The sequence below is a fragment of the Constrictibacter sp. MBR-5 genome, from assembly GCF_040549485.1.
Taxonomy (GTDB): domain Bacteria; phylum Pseudomonadota; class Alphaproteobacteria; order JAJUGE01; family JAJUGE01; genus Constrictibacter.
Map to the genome: position 1 here is coordinate 341,907 of NZ_JBEPTK010000005.1, position 15,163 is coordinate 357,069.

The following is a 15,163-nucleotide window of genomic DNA, read 5'->3' on the forward strand; positions in this document are numbered from 1 at the left end:
GAAGCGGCAAGCCCTAAAGGGAAAAAGATGATCGACATCTCCGCCCGCGAGTATGTCCTCGCGCCCCGGCTCGTGCTCACGCCGGAGGGGCCGCAGAACGACGCGGTGATCGTCGTACGCGAGGGGAAGGTGTCCGCGGTAGTGCCGCGCGCGGAACTGGACGGGGCGGAACCGTCGGTTCGGGCCATGCCGGTGATCGACCTGCCCGACATGGCCGTCATCCCCGGTTTCGTCGACGCGCATGCCCATGCGGGGCAGACCTTCGGAAAGGCCCTGATCTGCGGCGAGCCGATGCAGATCTGGCGGCGACTGTGGATCCCGCTGGAGAACGCCCTTACGCCCGAGCGCAGCTATGTCTCCGCCAAATGGATATTCCTGGAGGCGCTGCGCGGCGGCTTCACCACGCTGGTGAACTTCAATCGCAACGATCCGGCCTGCAACGAGGCGGTGCATCACGCGGCGCGTGACACCGGCATACGCCTCGTATCCGGTGTCGCCGCATCCACGACCTCGCCCGGTGCCGATGCCGTGATCGGCTGGATCGAAGAACACCGGCGCCAGTGCGAGGCGGTGGCAATGATCTACCCCTCACTGTGCTTCGGCTTCTACGGTGACGATCTTTCAGGGCTGTCGCTGGAGGACCTTAGCCGGGTCGGTCGATACTGCCGTGACGAGGGCATTCTGTTGCAGATGCATTCGAACGAGCACTTCCCGGATGTGCACGACTGCATTACCCGATTCGGGAAGAGACCGATCGAACTGTGGAGCGAACTCGGCATCCTCAACGAATGTACATTGCTTCATCATGCGGCGCTGGTCTCCGCCCGCGAGGTGGCGCTCGTCGCCGAAAATGGAGCCGCCATCAGCTACAATCCGGTGGCCAGTCAGTGGAAAGGGAACGCAGTGGCGCCCGCATTGCAGTATCTGCAGCAGGGCGCCCGTGTCGGCCTCGGCACCGACAACACCCGCATGGACGCCTTCCGCAATCTTGACGCCGCCGAGAACTGCCAGCGTCTTGCCTTCGGCCTGCCGGTGCTCGATTTCTCGTGCGGCGAGGGCTGGTCCTGGGTCGATGCCGGCACCCGTGGCAGCGCGGATGCTGCCGGCCTGGGCAAGGTGACCGGCGAAATCCGGCCCGGCCTCGCCGCGGACCTGCTCGTGCTGCGCATGAACGTTCCGGAAGTGGTGCCGTCCTGGGATTTCGAGTGGGAGCTCGTGCGTTTCTACAACCGCGATCAGATCGAAGCCGTCATCGTCGAAGGCCGATTGGTCATGGAGCGGGGGCGTTCGTCGCTCTTCGATTCAAGCGCATTCGTAGGTACGTACGAAGAGCTCGCCCGTGACATGATGCGCGAAGCGGATCCGACCCGGGCGCACGCGACATCATCCACGCTGAGACCGCCTCGGTGATCGTAGAAGATCACGACGGGTCCAGTAGCGCGGTTCCGTCGAGCCTCCAGTACGAGAAGCACATGCGCTGCTCCGGCATGACCGCGGGCGGAGCGACGTCGGTCCAACGGTATGCGGTCGCTCCGATCACGGCGTCGGCAGTCTTTCCGTCCGTCGACAACGGCAGGCCGATCCGCTCCCCCATGCCCCGTCGCCCCGCGAAGCCGTAGACCTCGCCGCTCGCGTGGAGGATGGCGGGCCCCCTCATGACGCGACGCGTGCGGAGGATGTGCCGTTCGCGTTCGGCACCTTCGAAGAGTTCGTCTTGATACCGGCCCGTAATCTCGCGGGCGTAGGCGCCGCGAATTTCTTCGCCGGCGAGACGATAGCGGAGTCTCTCGGTGTCCGCGTCGTAGTCGCAGAGGAAGATGATCGACAGGACTGTCGGTATCCGCACGGGATCGATCGCTTGCCGCGCCGGCATGTCGCGCGCACCGCGTATGTCGTTCCAATGAAGATAGAGGGAACGGAGCCGTGGATCGGTGATCTGTGCGGCTAGGAGCGGCTCGTTCAGGCAGAGCATAGGGCGCTGTGGCCACTGATGAACGGAGTGTCGACCATGGGTGCGGACCATTGAATGGTTGCTTAACGGAACGCAATGACAAGCGCGACGTTCTGCCGCAAAGGTGCCGCGCGTCGCGGTACCTCTCTGCGTGGAGGAACCGGCATGAAGAGCAAGGCATCGGCTGTCTGGCGCGGCGGCCTGAAAGACGGGGGCGGGCGGTTTTCCAGTGGCAGCGGTGCGCTGGCGGATCTCGCCTACTCGTTCAAGACGCGGTTCGAAGGCGAAGCCGGCACGAATCCCGAGGAACTCATCGCCGCGGCGCATGCCGGCTGCTTTTCGATGGCGCTGTCCAAGATCCTGGCGGATTCCGGGATGGTTCCCGAGCAGATCGAAACCCAGGCGACGGTTACGCTGGAGCAGAAGGACGGCGGCTTCGCCATCACGCGCTCGCACCTCGACGTGCGCGTCAGGTCTCCCGGCGCGACGGATGCGGCCTTCCAGGATGCGGCAGGCAAAGCCAAGGCAGGGTGCCCCGTCTCCAAAGTCCTGAACGCCGAGATCACGATGAACGCGACGCTCATCGACTGACCAACCGCTGAAGCCGTCCCTTCAGGACCGGCTGCGTGTCGACGGCAGGTAACCAGTCCAACGAGACCAGTCCCGGTTCTTTCGGCTTAAGGGTGCACAGGCGCTTTCCCTTGTCGGGGTGACCTGCAAGACTGGCTGCGCGCGCGACCGGGTTGCCGCAACCATCACCGGTAGCGCGAGTGCTCCGCCGCCTGCCTCGTGCAGGCGGCGGGCACGCGCCCAACCCTCACCGAGCGCGTTCCGCCTTGTCGACACCTGCCGCGCCGCCGACGTAGAAGCCATCGCCGGAACCCTGGCAGGCGCAGAGGGTAAGCAGGCAGATCAGCGCAAGTCCTGCTCGCGTCATGTCGATTCCCTCGCGGGTCGTGAGTGGGATCGTTCAAGTGTACGCGGCCGCAACGGATCCGTTCCCCGGCCGCTACCCACCGGGTCGGCGAGGCGCGGCCCCGTCGCCAGCATCCGGTAGGCCGGCGAACCGGTTGCTAAGCACGATTTTCGGCCATAAGAAGCGTTTGATTGCCCGCCGGCCCATCCAAGGAGACGACCTCATGTCCGACAGCAAGCCGCGTGGCGTCTATGTCGCCGCGCTGACGCCGGTCAAGCCGGACCTCGCACCCGATACAGCCGCCTTCGTCGCCCACTGCCGCTGGCTGCTCGACCAGGGCGCCGACGGGCTCGCGGTCCTCGGCACGACCGGTGAGGCGAACTCGTTCAGCGTCTCCGAACGTCTGGCGCTGCTGGATGCGCTGGCTGATGGTGGGATTCCGGGCAACACGCTGTTGCCGGGCACCGGCAACTGCGCCATCCCCGACACCGTCGCCCTCACGCGCAAGGCGCTGGAGGTCGGTTCCGCCGGCGTGGTGATGCTGCCGCCCTTCTATTACAAGAACGTCAGCGACGACGGCCTCTACGCGGCCTACGACCAGGTCATCCAGCGCGTCGGCGACAGCCGCCTGAAGGTCTATTTCTATCACTTTCCCCAGATGTCGAACGTGCCGATCAGCCACGACCTGATCGAGCGCCTGCTGAAGGCCTATCCGGACACCATCGCCGGCATCAAGGACAGTTCCGGCAATCTCGACAACATGCTGGAGATGTGCCGCCGCTTCCCTGGCTTCGGCGTCTTCGCCGGCTCGGAGCAGTTCCTGCTTCCGGTGCTGCGAGCAGGCGGTGCCGGATGCATCTCCGCGACGGCAAACGTGACGATCGCGGGTTGTGTCGACGTCTATCGCAACGCGCAGGCCGCGGACGTCGATGCACGGCAGGAGGCGCTGACGGGCCAGCGGCTGGCGATCCAGTCCAAGACGCTCATCCCGGCGCTCAAGCGCATCATGGCGCGTGCCACGGGCGATGCCGCCTGGAATGGCGTGCGGCCGCCGAACGTGCCCTTGTCGGAAGCCGACACAGCCGCCCTGTTCGCCGCACTGGACGGTACCGGCTTCAAGATGGCGGCATAACGCGGTGAGCGAATTCGCCGCGATGTTTCGACGTCGGTCGAAGCATTGCGGCGAAGCCTCGCGGTATGTCTGGCGGCGCCCCATGATGGAGTTGCAGCCATGAACACGCGCCTGTCGTATTCCGCCCGCAGGCTGCCTTCGGAGGCTGCCGGACGATGATCGCAGTCATCTTCGAAGTCTGGCCGGCAGAGGGGCGGAGGGAAGCCTATCTCTCTCTCGCGGCAGCGTTGCGGGCCGATCTGGAGCGGATGGACGGCTTCATTTCGGTGGAGCGATTCGAAAGCCTGACCGAGCCCGGAAAACTGCTCTCGCTATCGTTCTGGCGCGACGAGGAAGCGGTGCGAGCCTGGCGCAATCGGTCCGACCACCGAGCGACGCAGGCGAAGGGGCGCGCAGGCGTCTTCCGCGACTACCGGCTGCGTGTCGCCGCCGTCATCCGAGACTACGGCATGAGCGAGCGGGAGCAGGCACCGGACGATAGCGCAGCGTTCCATTCCTAGGCGCGTGCGTCACGTCCGCATGCGGTCGATCTTGTCGAGCAATTGGTACCAGCGCCCGACATAGGGCAGGAACCAGGGCCGGCCAGTGTAGAGCGGACGGGTAGGGAAGGGTTGTCCGTCGAATGCGCTCGGCCGGTTGCCACCGACGATTTTCAGCGCGGTCTGGTGGCCGAGCCATGTCATGGTGGCGACGCCGCTGCCGTTGCAGCCCATCGCGTAATGCACGCCCTCGTGCGTGCCGAAGTGCGGCATGCCGTCGAAAGTGAAGGCGATGTTCCCAGTCCAGCCGTGGGTGATCCTGACCCCGTCCAGGTGCGGAAAGACGTCCAGCATCATGCCGTAGAGCATCTGCGCCACCTCTTCCGCGGGGGCGCCCGAGAAGCTTCCGCGGCCGCCGAACAGCAATCGTCGCCGGTCGGGCGTGAGGCGGAAATAGTTGAGCAGACGCTTGCTGTCGGACAGCGTACGGCCCTGCGGGCTCAGTGCGTGCGCCACGTCTTCCGGCAGTTCCTCCGTGACGATGATGTAGCTGTTGATCGGTACCACCCGACGCTGCAGCCACGGCGTCGCCTTGCCGGTGTAGCCGTTCGTCGTCGCCACCACGTGCCGCGCCCGGAGCGGGCCGGCCGAGGTGTTCACGAGGAAGGAGTCGCCCCGGCGCTCGATCGCCTCGACATTGGTGTTGGCGCACAGACGCGCCCCGTGGCGTCGCGCCGTGTCGAGCAGGCCGCGATGGTAGAGTGCCGGATGCAGTTGTGCCGCCCGGTCGATCGCGATTCCGCCGAAGAAGCGGTCCGAGCCGATCACCTCGCGCTGTCGCTCGCGGGGGATCAGCGCCGCCTGCAGGCCGTGCCGGTTGTACAGGTCCGCCTTGGCGCGGAACGTGTCGTAGTGCCGCCGCGTGGCCGCGCCGACGAAGCGCCCCGTCTCGCGCCAATGGCAGTCGATGTTCTCGCGCTCGATGATCCCGGCGATATGCGCCAGGGAATCGACCGACTCGGCGAAGATGTCGTCCGCTGTCACGCCGCCCTGTGTGTTGCCAGCACCTTTCCCGAGATTGACGCCGCCGCTGACATGGCCGCCGTTGCGGGTGCTGGCACCCTGACCGAAGAGTCCGGCTTCCAGCACCGTGACGTCGACACCGTGCCGTGCCAGTTCGAGCGCCGACGACAGGCCGCCATAGCCGCTGCCGATGACGGCCACCTCGGTCTCGGCGGGCAGGGGGGCCGATCCCTCGTCGGTCGGCGCGGCGGCCTCCCACCAGTAGGGGGCGGCCTTGAACTCCGTCGCGAAGATCCGCTCGCCGCTCGCCATAGTCCCCTCCCGTGGCCTGACAGGGTCCGATAGTAGCGGCCGACCGCCGCGTCGCAATGCAGTCCCGTGCTACGGGTTCTGGCAGCCAGCCTCTAATGCCTTGCGCAGCGCCGCCGCAAATCCTGCGAGCCAGTTCGGGTCCCACAAATCCGCGCGGGTGGCCATTTGCCGGTGGTATCCGGGGAAGGTCCATGGCGGACGCGGGGCTCGGAGTTCTGCCAGTCCGGCGTCCTGGGCCTCGTCAATCGGCGACGATTCGGGCGATGACGCCACCGGCGGCTCCACCCGCAGTTCGGCGGCGACGGCGATGCTTCCCGGAACGGCGTCCGCCAACCACGTCGGGACATTCCCGTATCTGCCCCATCCCAGCAGCGCGAGATCGGGCTCGCCACGCGGCAGCTGCCGCAGGATGTGCGCCGCAAAGCCCCTTCGAGCCGCGGTAGGCGGCGCGCACCACACGCCGGGCTCGAGAACCAGTGCCCGGACATCCGCGATGTCGCGGAGCGCGCGCACGATGCCTGCCGCATCGGAGAGCGGACGTTCCGGCTCGATCAGCATGAACAGCTTCCATCGACGCGACGCGGTTGCGCCGGGCGGTGATCGCGGCAATGCGGCCACACGGGCGGCGAGGGCGGCCGGGCCCTTCGCCAGCTCGACCACGCCGAGTGGCAGCCGACGTTGGAGATCCTGCTCCAGGCGCAGCTGCAGCGTGAGCCTCTGCCGTGATACTTGCTCGGGCCGAGGTCGGACGATGTCCGACCAGGCCCCGGTGATGATCCCGTCGAGCGTCCTGCGGCACGGTGGCCCGGCCGGCGCGTAGGTGCGTGGGCAGGCTGCGGCGGTGAGTTCGATCCGGTCGCCCAGGACGGCCAGCCACTTGTCGACGATCGTCTGCGGCAGGCCGAGGGGCAGCGTGCAGCCCGGCGTCAGCATGAGGGGGCGGCCATTCGACCGGGCGAGCAGACCGTCGACGAATTCCCGGATGCGGTTGGTGTCGGCCAGCCGCACCAGTGCGCCGCCGGACAGGCCCACGGCCAGCGGCGCCGCGAGAGCGGCGCATACGTCTTCCAGATCTGGATTGTGTGCCGCGAGCTCCCAATGCAGCCAGCAGTTCTGCGGCAGTGGATGGGGCGGCAGGTGAATGCCGGTCCCGTGGAGATGCACCAGATTGAGCGGCATTCGGGCCGCTGCCTCGATGCAGGGGCCGTCATAGACGGCATACAGGTCGCGATACTCGGCTGCCGTGAATGCGCCCCAGCGCATCTGCTGGATCGCGTAGAACACGCCCGATGCACCGGCGGCCTCTGCGGCGGAGATGGTTTGCCTGACGAGGTCCGTCAGTCGCCGAAGGAGCGCGTGCGCGACATCTGGATCATCGGTCAGCCGTCTGCGCAGCTCCGGCCATCCGGCGAGCTGCGCCGCCATCGAAACCGGCGAGATGATCGTCTGCAGTACCGGTCGCGGGGGCTCCAGGGCAGCGAGCACCCGCGGGATTGCCGCAAGGCCCTCGTCGACCAGCGGGCCGGAAGCGGCGGTCGCCGCCAGCCTTTCCCAATCGGCCGTCGTCTGCAGGGGATGATGGATGATCTGGCCGTAGCCGCGCGCTGCACCCGCCCACGCCTCGACGACACCGAGATCCATCGTCTGCCAGGTTCCGGCCGGTGACAGCTTCACCAGGTCGAACGCGTAGCGTCGTTGAACGCTCAGCGCCGCACCGGCGAGATCGGCAGCTGACCTGTCCGCCGTCGGATGGTGCCACCAGAGCGCGAATGGGGGTGAAGGCTGGCTGTGAGTCACTGGGCTGTCTGTCTAGGAGATCGCGTCCGACCGGAGTGGACTGCCGCGGGCCGGGCATAGCCGGCCCGGCCTGGGCGGATCTGGCGCCGGCGCGGTTCCGGTATGGCGAGATCGCCGTAACGTTATCAATTCCGGTCCCCTCTTCCGGCCGCACGATGAGACGCTGTATTGACATGAGCGGCAGCCATCGTCGACTAAGGCTGTTCGCAATTGAGAGCGATTGTCATTCTTGAAGCGCGCCCCTCGGGGGCCGCGCACGAGCCAGGGGGTTTGGGCGATGCGTTGGGCAGCATTGGTGACCGCGATGGCCGTCACGCTCGTATCGATGCCGATGACCGGGCAGGCTCAGGCACCGGCGCAGAACGGGGAGCCGGGGCTTTCCGTCGAACTGAACAAGCTGGAGCCGGTGAAGAACGCGTGCAGGGCGTGGCTGGTCGTCCGCAATCAAACGAAGGCTGCGCTCGCGTCTCTTCGGCTCGATCTGGTGATGTTCGGTGCGGACGGTGTGATCGCACGTCGGCTGGCCGTCGAAACGGCGCCATTGGCGGCAGGAAAGACGGCGGTGCGGCTCTTCGATGTCGAGGGTACGGCGTGCGACGGAATCGCACGGATCCTCCTCAACGACGTTCTCTCCTGTCGCGACGAGGCGGGCGATCGTGACGGATGTCTCGCCGACATGGCCATTTCGTCCCGCGCACAGGCGGAATTCGTCCGCTGATGGCGTGGGAGTTGAGATTCGTTCGCGCTCGCAATATGGTGCGCCGCGACGCTGCGGTGCACCGGCACATCTAGAGATCGGCTTTTCATGGACCAGCAGGCACAGACCCTTGGGGCGCAAGGCGGGCAGGCGCCCCTTGCAGCCGGAGTCCCACCCGTGGACGCTCCGCTCGGAGCCGCTCAGTCGCCCCCGCTCACGGATGCCGCTGCGGCTCTGGCAAGCGCGCCGCCGGCGCCGGAGAGCGCCTGGGCCATGCTTCTCGACATGGCCCAGGTCAGCGGCCCTGCCGGCATGGTCCTGGGGCTGTTCTCGGTCGCGGGGCTCGCAATCGTCCTCCTGAAGCTCTGGCAGTTCGCCTCGGTGCGCATCGGTCAGCGCAGCTTCGTCGACCCGGCACTGCGGCATTTCCGCATGGGCCGGCGCGACGCGGCGCTCGCCGAGTTGGCGAAGTCGCGCAACCCCATCGCGCGGGTGCTGGAGGTCGCGATCGGCGGCAGCGGTCGTGCCGATCCGGAACTCCTGCGCGAGGAGGCGTGGCGCGTGGGCAACGAACATCTCGAGGGGCTGCGGTCGCATCTGCGCGGCCTCGAAGTGATCGCAAGCCTCAGCCCGCTGCTCGGCCTGTTCGGCACGGTGCTCGGCATGATCTCGGCGTTCCAGCAGCTGGAAACCGCCGGCAGCAGGGTGGATCCCTCGATCCTGTCGGGTGGTATCTGGGAGGCATTGCTGACCACGGCCATCGGTCTGGCCGTCGCGATCCCGGCCGTGGTCGCGCTTCACTGGCTCGAGCGCATGATCGAGCGTCTCGGCAGCGACATGGAGAACGCCGTCACGCGGGTGTTCACCGCCCCGATCGTCGTAGGAGAAGCGGAGCATGGCCGGCAGTACGGCGTCCTCCAGGCCCAGCCTGCGGAGTAGGCGGAGCGGAGGCCGGCGGATGATCAGCCTTACGCCGCTGATCGATGTCGTCTTCATCCTGCTGGTTTTCTTCATGCTGGCGTCCAGCTTCACCGACTGGCGGGCGATTACGCTCGATACGCCGCCGGCGGCGACGCGGTCGGGATCGTCGGAAGGGGCGCTCCTCGTCCGCGTCGGTCAGGACCGGCTCGATCTGGCGGGCGCGCCGATCGACATCGAGGGATTGGATACGCTGCTGCGCGAGCGCGTCGCCGCGCGTCCCGACCTGCGTGTGCTGGTGCAGCCGATGGCCGGCGTGCCGTTGCAGCGCGTCGTGACGGTGCTCGACACCGCGGCTGCCGCGGGCGTCACCGGCCTCGGCCTGATGCGGCGCTGAGGGAATGGCGATGCGGAGCGGCCTCAAGGTCAAGCGGCAGCGTCAGGAGGGCGAGGAGAACATCGTCCCGCTGATCAACATCGTCTTCCTGCTTCTGATCTTCTTCATGCTGACCGGTCATCTGGCTGCCCCGGAGCCCTTCGACATCGATCCGCCGGAGAGCGCGGCCGAAAGCGATTCCGGCGACCGGACGGCGATGGTGCTGGTGTCGGAGAATGGGCGGGTGGCGCTCGACGGCGAGGAGATCGATGTGGCGGGCCTGTCGGCCGCGATTGTCGAGAAACTGAAAGCGACGCCCGGTCTGCGACTGCATCTGAAGGCTGACGGCGGTGCCGACGCGGGCGAGGTTGTGTCGGTGATGGAGACGCTGCGGTCGGCCGGAATCGCGAAACTGACCCTGCTGACCGCGGCACGGCTGCAATGAGAATATCGCGCGGTCTCGGGGTCGGTGCGGTCTTGGTGTCCGGCATCATCCACGCCGGTGCGATGTGGCTTTTGCTGCCCGATCCCAAGCCACCGGAGGAGGCGCGCGGCATGCTGGCGGTCGGCGTCAGCCTCGTGGCCGGTTCCGGACCCGACGGCGGCGCCGAGCAGGTGGCCGCCGAGACGGCCGAGCAGATCGAGCCGGCGACGGCCGAGCGGATGGCACCGGAGCAGGCGGAGCCGCCGCCGCCCGACCAGGCGGAGGTGACGCCTCCGGACGCGACGGAGCCTCCGCCCGACATCCAGGTGGCCGAAGTGCCGCCGCCGGACGACGCGCCGCCGCCGGACATCGCGCCCGTGGTCGAGGCCGCACCCGAGATCGTGCCGCCCGAAGCGCCCCAGGATGCACCCGAGCCGGAAACGGTCGAAATCGCCAGCACCGTGGAGCCGGACGTCGTGGTGGCCGAACCGCCGCCCACACCGCCGATCCCGACGGCGCGGCCAACGCCGCCGCCCCGGCCGCAGGTCAAGCGTCCGCCGCCGCGCGAAGTGGTGAAGCGCGAGCCGCCACCGCGGCCGAAGCCCGAACCGCGACGCGAACCGGTCCCGCAGACCCCCGCATGGGCCTCCGTGCCGCCCGCGGCGGCCGAGGGCCCCCCGTCGGAGAATGTCGCTTCGGCTGCCGCTCCATCGGTGGCTGCACCGGCGCTGACGCCCGGTGCCGCCGGCTCGCAGCACGGTCAGGCCGGGACGCCGGCCCCGGTAGGCCTCGGCGGCACCGCAACCGACTACACGTCACGTCTGCGCGCCTGGTTGGAACGCCATAAGGAGTATCCGCGGCGGGCACGGCTTCGCCGGCAGGAGGGCACCGCCACCCTTCGCTTCGTCGTCGATGGCAGGGGGCGCGTCCTGTCGCACAGCATCGACCGGGGTTCCGGCTATGACCTTCTCGACGAAGCCGTCGAGGAGATGATCGTCCGCGCCCAGCCGCTGCCGGCGCCGCCACTGGCCGGCGGGCGCGACCGGATGGAGATCACGGTGCCGGTGCAGTTCGTTCTGCGCTGATCGTCGCCTTCATCGGAGCGGGTCGGGCCACCATCTTTCTGCGGGATGGGCTGTCGGCGCGCCACGTTTCGACCGCGAATCGAGTGGCACCATCGCCTCCGGCGGCGATACGCTGCGTCGGCCGCTTGCCGTATGCGGTGCGAGTGGCGGTGCGGTCGTCGGAAAAGGAACAAAAATGGATGGATCGGTAGCCCGTGACGGCTTCGCGACTTACCTGGAGCGGATCGGCCGCTTCACCCGAGAGCGCCTGATCCCGAACGAGCCGCTGCTGGAGGAGTTCGGCGGCATCCCCGAGGATGTGCTGCAGGAGATTCGCGAGATCGGCCTTTTCGGGATCTCCATTCCCGAGAGCTATGGCGGCCTCGGCTTCGGCATGGAGCAGCAGGTCCTGCTGACGATCGCGTTTACTCAGGCGTCGGCCGTCTACCGCTCCCGCTTCTCCACCACGATCGGCCTGTGCAGCCAGGCGATCCTGGACTTCGGCACGGAGGAGCAGCGCCGACGCTGGCTGCCCGGCATGGCGGCCGGAACGATCACCGGCGCTTTCGCGCTGACAGAGCCCGAGGCGGGGTCGGACGCCGGCAACCTGCAGACGGCCGCGATACGCGATGGCGACACCTACGTCGTCAACGGATCGAAGCGCTACATCACCAACGCGCCTGAAGCCGACGTCTTCGTGCTGATGGCGCGTACTGACCTCTCGATAGCGGGGGCCGCGGGCGTGTCCGCTTTCGCCGTTCCGGCCGATACGCCCGGCATCCGTGTCGGACCGGTACCCCGCATGATGGGGCAGACGGGCAGCCACGCGACGGAGGTCTTCTTCGAAGACTGCCGGGTCCCGGCCGATGCCCTGCTCGGCGGTAAGGAAGGGAGCGGCTTGAAGGCGGCCTTGCGTGGCATCAATCACGCTCGCACCCACGTCGCCGCCACCTGCGTCGGCCAAGCGATCCGCCTGATTGACGAGGCGCTCGGATATGCTGCGGAACGGCGGCAGTTCGGCCAGCCGATCGCGGGGTTCCAGTCGATCCAGAACATGCTGGCCGACAGCCGGGCGGAGACTGCGGCGGCGAAGGCGCTCGTCCTCGACTGCGCCCGCGCCTTCGATCGCGGGCCACCGATCCCGTACGCCGACATCGCCTGCGCGAAGTATTTCGCCTCGGAGATGGTCTGCCGCGTCGCGGACCGCGCGGTGCAGATCTTCGGCGGCGCCGGCTACATGGAAGAGAACGCCGTGGCCCGCCTCTATCGCGATGTCAGGCTGTTCCGCATCTTCGAAGGCGCGTCGCAGATCCAGCAGCAGCAGATCGCTCGCGACATGCTGCGCAATGGGGCGAATCTCGCCTGACGGCGGATGATGATGTCCGACCGCGCATGGTCGTCGAACCCGCTACTCGAGGAAGGTGAACGTCGCCTGCAAGCCCTCGGGCGGTGGCACGGAGTTTCTGCCATAGTCCACCGTCACGGCGATGTCCGGGCGACCACTGAAGTCGAGTTCGCGTACGGCGATCAGCGTCCAGGGCGAGGCAATACCTCCCGCTACGGAGGAGCAGGTAGCGGCCTTTCTGAAACAGGGCTTGAGCGCGGCGACGCCTGAGCGGGTCTCGGTCGATGTCACCTGGGAGCCCGACAACCGGCCCAGCAGTCAGGTGACGGTCGACGCCCGCTATGCTTACGATTCGATCCTGGCGCCGATCATGCCGCTCGAGGGCATCATCCTGCGATGCACCCAGACGACCGTGGTCATCAACTAGCCTTTTCGCACTACGCGCGACGCATGGCGCGTCCCATGGCACACTCCGCGCGCCGGGAGGACCATGACGAGGAGCGGGCTGCGATGCACGGGCTGGACGAGATCGACGACTTTCTGATCGACGATCGCCTGAAAGGCATTCCCGGTGGCGCGCCGCCGTTCCGCTTGGGCGACATCGGTGCCAAGGGGTGGAACGTGCTGCGCGGCGATCTGGCGCTGCCGGTCGCGGTGCTGAAGGAGAGCGCGCTGGCGCACAACGGCGCCTGGATGATGGACTTCCTGCGGCGGGCCGGCGGCGTGCGGATCGCGCCGCACGGCAAGACCACGATGAGCCCGCAGTTGTTCGCGCGCCAGCTCGCCGACGGCGCCTGGGGCATCACGGTCGCGACGGCGCAGCAGCTTCAGGTCTGCCGCCGCTACGGCGTCGGCCGCGTCGTCTTCGCCAACCAGCTGATCGACCGTCAGGCGATCCGCTACGTCTTCGACGAACTCGAGCGCGACCCGGCTTTCGAGTTCTGGGCGCTGGCCGATTCGGTCGAGGCGGTCGAACTGCTGGCGGCCGAGGCATGCAGCCGGAACGTCGGTCGTCCGATCAAGCTGCTGCTCGAGGGCGGCATGCCCGGCGGGCGTACCGGGGCGCGCACGCTGGATGGCGCGCTGGCCGTGGCGCGCGCCATCGGCGCTGCCGGGCCGCATCTGGCGCTCAGCGGTGTCGAAGGCTTCGAGGGCTTGGTCGACGGACCGGTGCACGGACCGGGCGCGGCGGAGGTGAATTCGAAGGTCCAGGCTTTCCTCGACTTCCTCGGCGACATCGCCGCAGCCTGTGCCGCCGAAGGCCTGTTCGCTCCCGGCCCGGTGATCGTGTCGGCAGGGGGCTCGGCCTTCTACGACATGGTGGTGGACACGTTCGGTCGGCTCGACCTCGGGCGGGAGATCATGCCGCTGACGCGCAGCGGCTGCTACCTGACGCACGATTCCGCCTCCTATGTGCGCGCCTTCGAGCGGCTGCGCGAACGCGGCCTCGTCGGCCTGCCGAACGGCACGCCCGTTCCGGCGCTGGAGGTCTGGACGCTGGTCCAGTCGCGACCGGAGACGGAGAAGCTGATCCTCACCGCCGGCAAGCGGGACGTGTCCTTCGACGCCGACATGCCGGTACCCGAACGCTGGTTCCGGCCGGGTCTGCACGAGGCGCCCCAGGCCTTGCCGCCGGGCCACGTCGTGACCGGCCTCAACGACCAGCACGCGCATGTGACGGTGCCGGCCAGCTCGCCGCTGCACGTCGGCGACATGGTGGCGCTCGGCATCTCGCATCCCTGCACGACCTTCGACAAGTGGCAGGTCATGTGCGTCGTGAACGACGACTACGACGTGGTGTCGGCCATCCGCACGTTCTTCTGAGGCGCGCCTTCAGCCTCTTCTTCTTCCTCGGCCACCGTCTCCCGGCGGGCGATGAAGACCGAGCTGCCGAGGATCACCGCGGCGCCGATCCAGGTCCACACATCCGGCTTCTCGGAAAAGGCCAGATAGCCGACCAGGGCGGAGCAGGGCAGGCGGATGAAGTCGAACGGCGTCGTCTGGGAGGCGTCGCCGATCCGCAGCGCCCTGGACACGCCGTACATGTTGATCGCCGCCAGGATGCCGAGCAGGACGAGCCAGCCCCACTGGGTCATCGTCGGCCACTGCCACGCCCACAGCGCCGGCGGCAGCGACAGCGGCACGGCCAGCGCCGAGAGGTAGAAGACGATCAGCTCCGGGCTCTCGGTGTCGGCCAGCTGCTTGCCGGTGACGATCACGCCGGCGAAGGTGGCGGCGGAGAAGAGCACGATCAGCGATACCGGATCGAAGGCCGCGATTCCCGGCCGCAGGATCACCAGCACGCCGATGAAGCCGACCGCCACGGCCGCCCAGCGTGCCGCCGTCACGTGCTCCTTCAGCAGCCAGACCGCGAGCATCGTCGCGAACAGCGGCGAGGTGAAGCTCAGCGCGGTCGCCTCGGCGAGCGGCAGCATCGCGACCGCCATGTAGAGCGAGATCGTCGAGGCGACGAAGATCGCCGAGCGCACGGTGAAGCGGCCGATCCGTCGCGTCCGCAACGCCCCGGCGCCCGCCTCCATGATCCACGGCACGAGGGCGAGCGCCGCGAAGACGTTGCGCCAGAAGGAGATGACGAACACGTCCATCTCCTGCGACAGGTAGCGCACCGTGCCGACCATGGCGCCGAAGGCGGCGGCAGTCACGATCATCCAGAGGCCGATGCGTACGGGCGTGTGCAGCGTCATTCGTGTCCGCCGGGAGAGGGTGCG

The 15,163-nt window shown here is 67.9% G+C and carries 16 protein-coding genes; 12 read left to right on the plus strand and 4 right to left on the minus strand.

From position 1 onward, the window contains the following. The first annotated feature begins 27 nt into the window (after positions 1 to 27). The gene (locus tag ABIE65_RS13825; RefSeq protein ID WP_354078383.1) at positions 28 to 1,410 is read left to right on the plus strand and encodes an amidohydrolase family protein; all 1,383 of its coding nucleotides are present in this window, start codon (positions 28 to 30) and stop codon (positions 1,408 to 1,410) included. Between the two features lie 10 nt (positions 1,411 to 1,420). Here ABIE65_RS13825 and ABIE65_RS13830 read toward each other — a convergent pair whose 3' ends face one another. After that, positions 1,421 to 2,023, minus strand: a complete 603-nt coding sequence (locus tag ABIE65_RS13830; protein ID WP_354078385.1) for a PAS domain-containing protein — start codon at positions 2,021 to 2,023, stop codon at positions 1,421 to 1,423. Between the two features lie 93 nt (positions 2,024 to 2,116). On the opposite strand from ABIE65_RS13830, the gene ABIE65_RS13835 reads away from it, so the two are divergent. The 3 genes from ABIE65_RS13835 to ABIE65_RS13845 all read left to right on the plus strand — a co-directional run bounded on the left by ABIE65_RS13835 (position 2,117) and on the right by ABIE65_RS13845 (position 4,499). Further along, the gene (locus ABIE65_RS13835) at positions 2,117 to 2,542 is read left to right on the plus strand and encodes an OsmC family protein (protein WP_354078386.1); all 426 of its coding nucleotides are present in this window, start codon (positions 2,117 to 2,119) and stop codon (positions 2,540 to 2,542) included. Positions 2,543 to 3,090: 548 nt separating this feature from the next. Continuing rightward, entirely contained in the window at positions 3,091 to 3,999 is a 909-nt protein-coding gene (locus tag ABIE65_RS13840) for a dihydrodipicolinate synthase family protein (protein ID WP_354078387.1), read from the plus strand. A gap of 155 nt (positions 4,000 to 4,154) precedes the next feature. Continuing rightward, on the plus strand, positions 4,155 to 4,499 hold the full coding sequence (locus tag ABIE65_RS13845; RefSeq protein WP_354078388.1) for an antibiotic biosynthesis monooxygenase family protein: 345 nt from the start codon (positions 4,155 to 4,157) through the stop codon (positions 4,497 to 4,499). Positions 4,500 to 4,508: 9 nt separating this feature from the next. On the opposite strand, the gene ABIE65_RS13850 is transcribed toward ABIE65_RS13845, so the two are convergent. Next, positions 4,509 to 5,813 carry an NAD(P)/FAD-dependent oxidoreductase gene (locus ABIE65_RS13850; RefSeq protein ID WP_354078390.1) on the minus strand — a complete coding sequence of 435 codons (1,305 nt, stop codon included), beginning with the start codon at positions 5,811 to 5,813 and terminating at the stop codon, positions 4,509 to 4,511. Positions 5,814 to 5,882: 69 nt separating this feature from the next. Beyond that, a complete protein-coding gene (locus ABIE65_RS13855) occupies positions 5,883 to 7,610 on the minus strand; it encodes a uroporphyrinogen decarboxylase family protein (RefSeq protein WP_354078392.1) in 1,728 nt (575 codons plus the stop codon). A gap of 277 nt (positions 7,611 to 7,887) precedes the next feature. On the opposite strand from ABIE65_RS13855, the gene ABIE65_RS13860 reads away from it, so the two are divergent. The 8 genes from ABIE65_RS13860 (at position 7,888) to ABIE65_RS13895 (ending at position 14,258) form a co-directional block, all read left to right on the plus strand. After that, the gene (locus ABIE65_RS13860) at positions 7,888 to 8,328 is read left to right on the plus strand and encodes a hypothetical protein (RefSeq protein WP_354078394.1); all 441 of its coding nucleotides are present in this window, start codon (positions 7,888 to 7,890) and stop codon (positions 8,326 to 8,328) included. 252 nt (positions 8,329 to 8,580) lie between these two features. Beyond that, a complete protein-coding gene (locus ABIE65_RS13865; protein ID WP_354078396.1) occupies positions 8,581 to 9,246 on the plus strand; it encodes a MotA/TolQ/ExbB proton channel family protein in 666 nt (221 codons plus the stop codon). Positions 9,247 to 9,265: 19 nt separating this feature from the next. Next, entirely contained in the window at positions 9,266 to 9,622 is a 357-nt protein-coding gene (locus ABIE65_RS13870; RefSeq protein ID WP_354078398.1) for an ExbD/TolR family protein, read from the plus strand. 4 nt (positions 9,623 to 9,626) lie between these two features. After that, on the plus strand, positions 9,627 to 10,046 hold the full coding sequence (locus ABIE65_RS13875; RefSeq protein ID WP_354078400.1) for an ExbD/TolR family protein: 420 nt from the start codon (positions 9,627 to 9,629) through the stop codon (positions 10,044 to 10,046). 35 nt (positions 10,047 to 10,081) lie between these two features. Continuing rightward, a complete protein-coding gene (locus tag ABIE65_RS13880; RefSeq protein ID WP_354078402.1) occupies positions 10,082 to 11,110 on the plus strand; it encodes an energy transducer TonB in 1,029 nt (342 codons plus the stop codon). A gap of 175 nt (positions 11,111 to 11,285) precedes the next feature. Continuing rightward, positions 11,286 to 12,455, plus strand: coding sequence for an acyl-CoA dehydrogenase family protein (locus ABIE65_RS13885; protein WP_354078404.1), 1,170 nt, complete (start codon positions 11,286 to 11,288; stop codon positions 12,453 to 12,455). A gap of 229 nt (positions 12,456 to 12,684) precedes the next feature. Continuing rightward, complete coding sequence (locus tag ABIE65_RS13890; RefSeq protein WP_354078406.1) at positions 12,685 to 12,861, plus strand: hypothetical protein; 177 nt, start codon at positions 12,685 to 12,687, stop codon at positions 12,859 to 12,861. Positions 12,862 to 12,896: 35 nt separating this feature from the next. Further along, positions 12,897 to 14,258, plus strand: a complete 1,362-nt coding sequence (locus tag ABIE65_RS13895; protein ID WP_354078408.1) for an amino acid deaminase — start codon at positions 12,897 to 12,899, stop codon at positions 14,256 to 14,258. Here ABIE65_RS13895 and ABIE65_RS13900 read toward each other — a convergent pair. Continuing rightward, the gene (locus ABIE65_RS13900; RefSeq protein ID WP_354078410.1) at positions 14,222 to 15,139 is read right to left on the minus strand and encodes a DMT family transporter; all 918 of its coding nucleotides are present in this window, start codon (positions 15,137 to 15,139) and stop codon (positions 14,222 to 14,224) included. The two genes, ABIE65_RS13895 and ABIE65_RS13900, sit on opposite strands and share 37 nt — an antisense overlap. Positions 15,140 to 15,163: the final 24 nt, after the last annotated feature.

Bases quoted from the DNA above. Each gene is read 5' to 3' on its own strand.
- ABIE65_RS13825 (WP_354078383.1), top strand. From the start codon at position 28: ATGATCGACATCTCCGCCCGCGAGTATGTCCTCGCGCCCCGGCTCGTG.
- ABIE65_RS13830 (WP_354078385.1), bottom strand. From the start codon at position 2,023: ATGGTCCGCACCCATGGTCGACACTCCGTTCATCAGTGGCCACAGCGC.
- ABIE65_RS13835 (WP_354078386.1), top strand. From the start codon at position 2,117: ATGAAGAGCAAGGCATCGGCTGTCTGGCGCGGCGGCCTGAAAGACGGG.
- ABIE65_RS13840 (WP_354078387.1), top strand. From the start codon at position 3,091: ATGTCCGACAGCAAGCCGCGTGGCGTCTATGTCGCCGCGCTGACGCCG.
- ABIE65_RS13845 (WP_354078388.1), top strand. From the start codon at position 4,155: ATGATCGCAGTCATCTTCGAAGTCTGGCCGGCAGAGGGGCGGAGGGAA.
- ABIE65_RS13850 (WP_354078390.1), bottom strand. From the start codon at position 5,813: ATGGCGAGCGGCGAGCGGATCTTCGCGACGGAGTTCAAGGCCGCCCCC.
- ABIE65_RS13860 (WP_354078394.1), top strand. From the start codon at position 7,888: ATGCGTTGGGCAGCATTGGTGACCGCGATGGCCGTCACGCTCGTATCG.
- ABIE65_RS13865 (WP_354078396.1), top strand. From the start codon at position 8,581: ATGCTTCTCGACATGGCCCAGGTCAGCGGCCCTGCCGGCATGGTCCTG.
- ABIE65_RS13870 (WP_354078398.1), top strand. From the start codon at position 9,266: ATGATCAGCCTTACGCCGCTGATCGATGTCGTCTTCATCCTGCTGGTT.
- ABIE65_RS13875 (WP_354078400.1), top strand. From the start codon at position 9,627: ATGGCGATGCGGAGCGGCCTCAAGGTCAAGCGGCAGCGTCAGGAGGGC.
- ABIE65_RS13885 (WP_354078404.1), top strand. From the start codon at position 11,286: ATGGATGGATCGGTAGCCCGTGACGGCTTCGCGACTTACCTGGAGCGG.
- ABIE65_RS13895 (WP_354078408.1), top strand. From the start codon at position 12,897: ATGGCACACTCCGCGCGCCGGGAGGACCATGACGAGGAGCGGGCTGCG.
- ABIE65_RS13900 (WP_354078410.1), bottom strand. From the start codon at position 15,139: ATGACGCTGCACACGCCCGTACGCATCGGCCTCTGGATGATCGTGACT.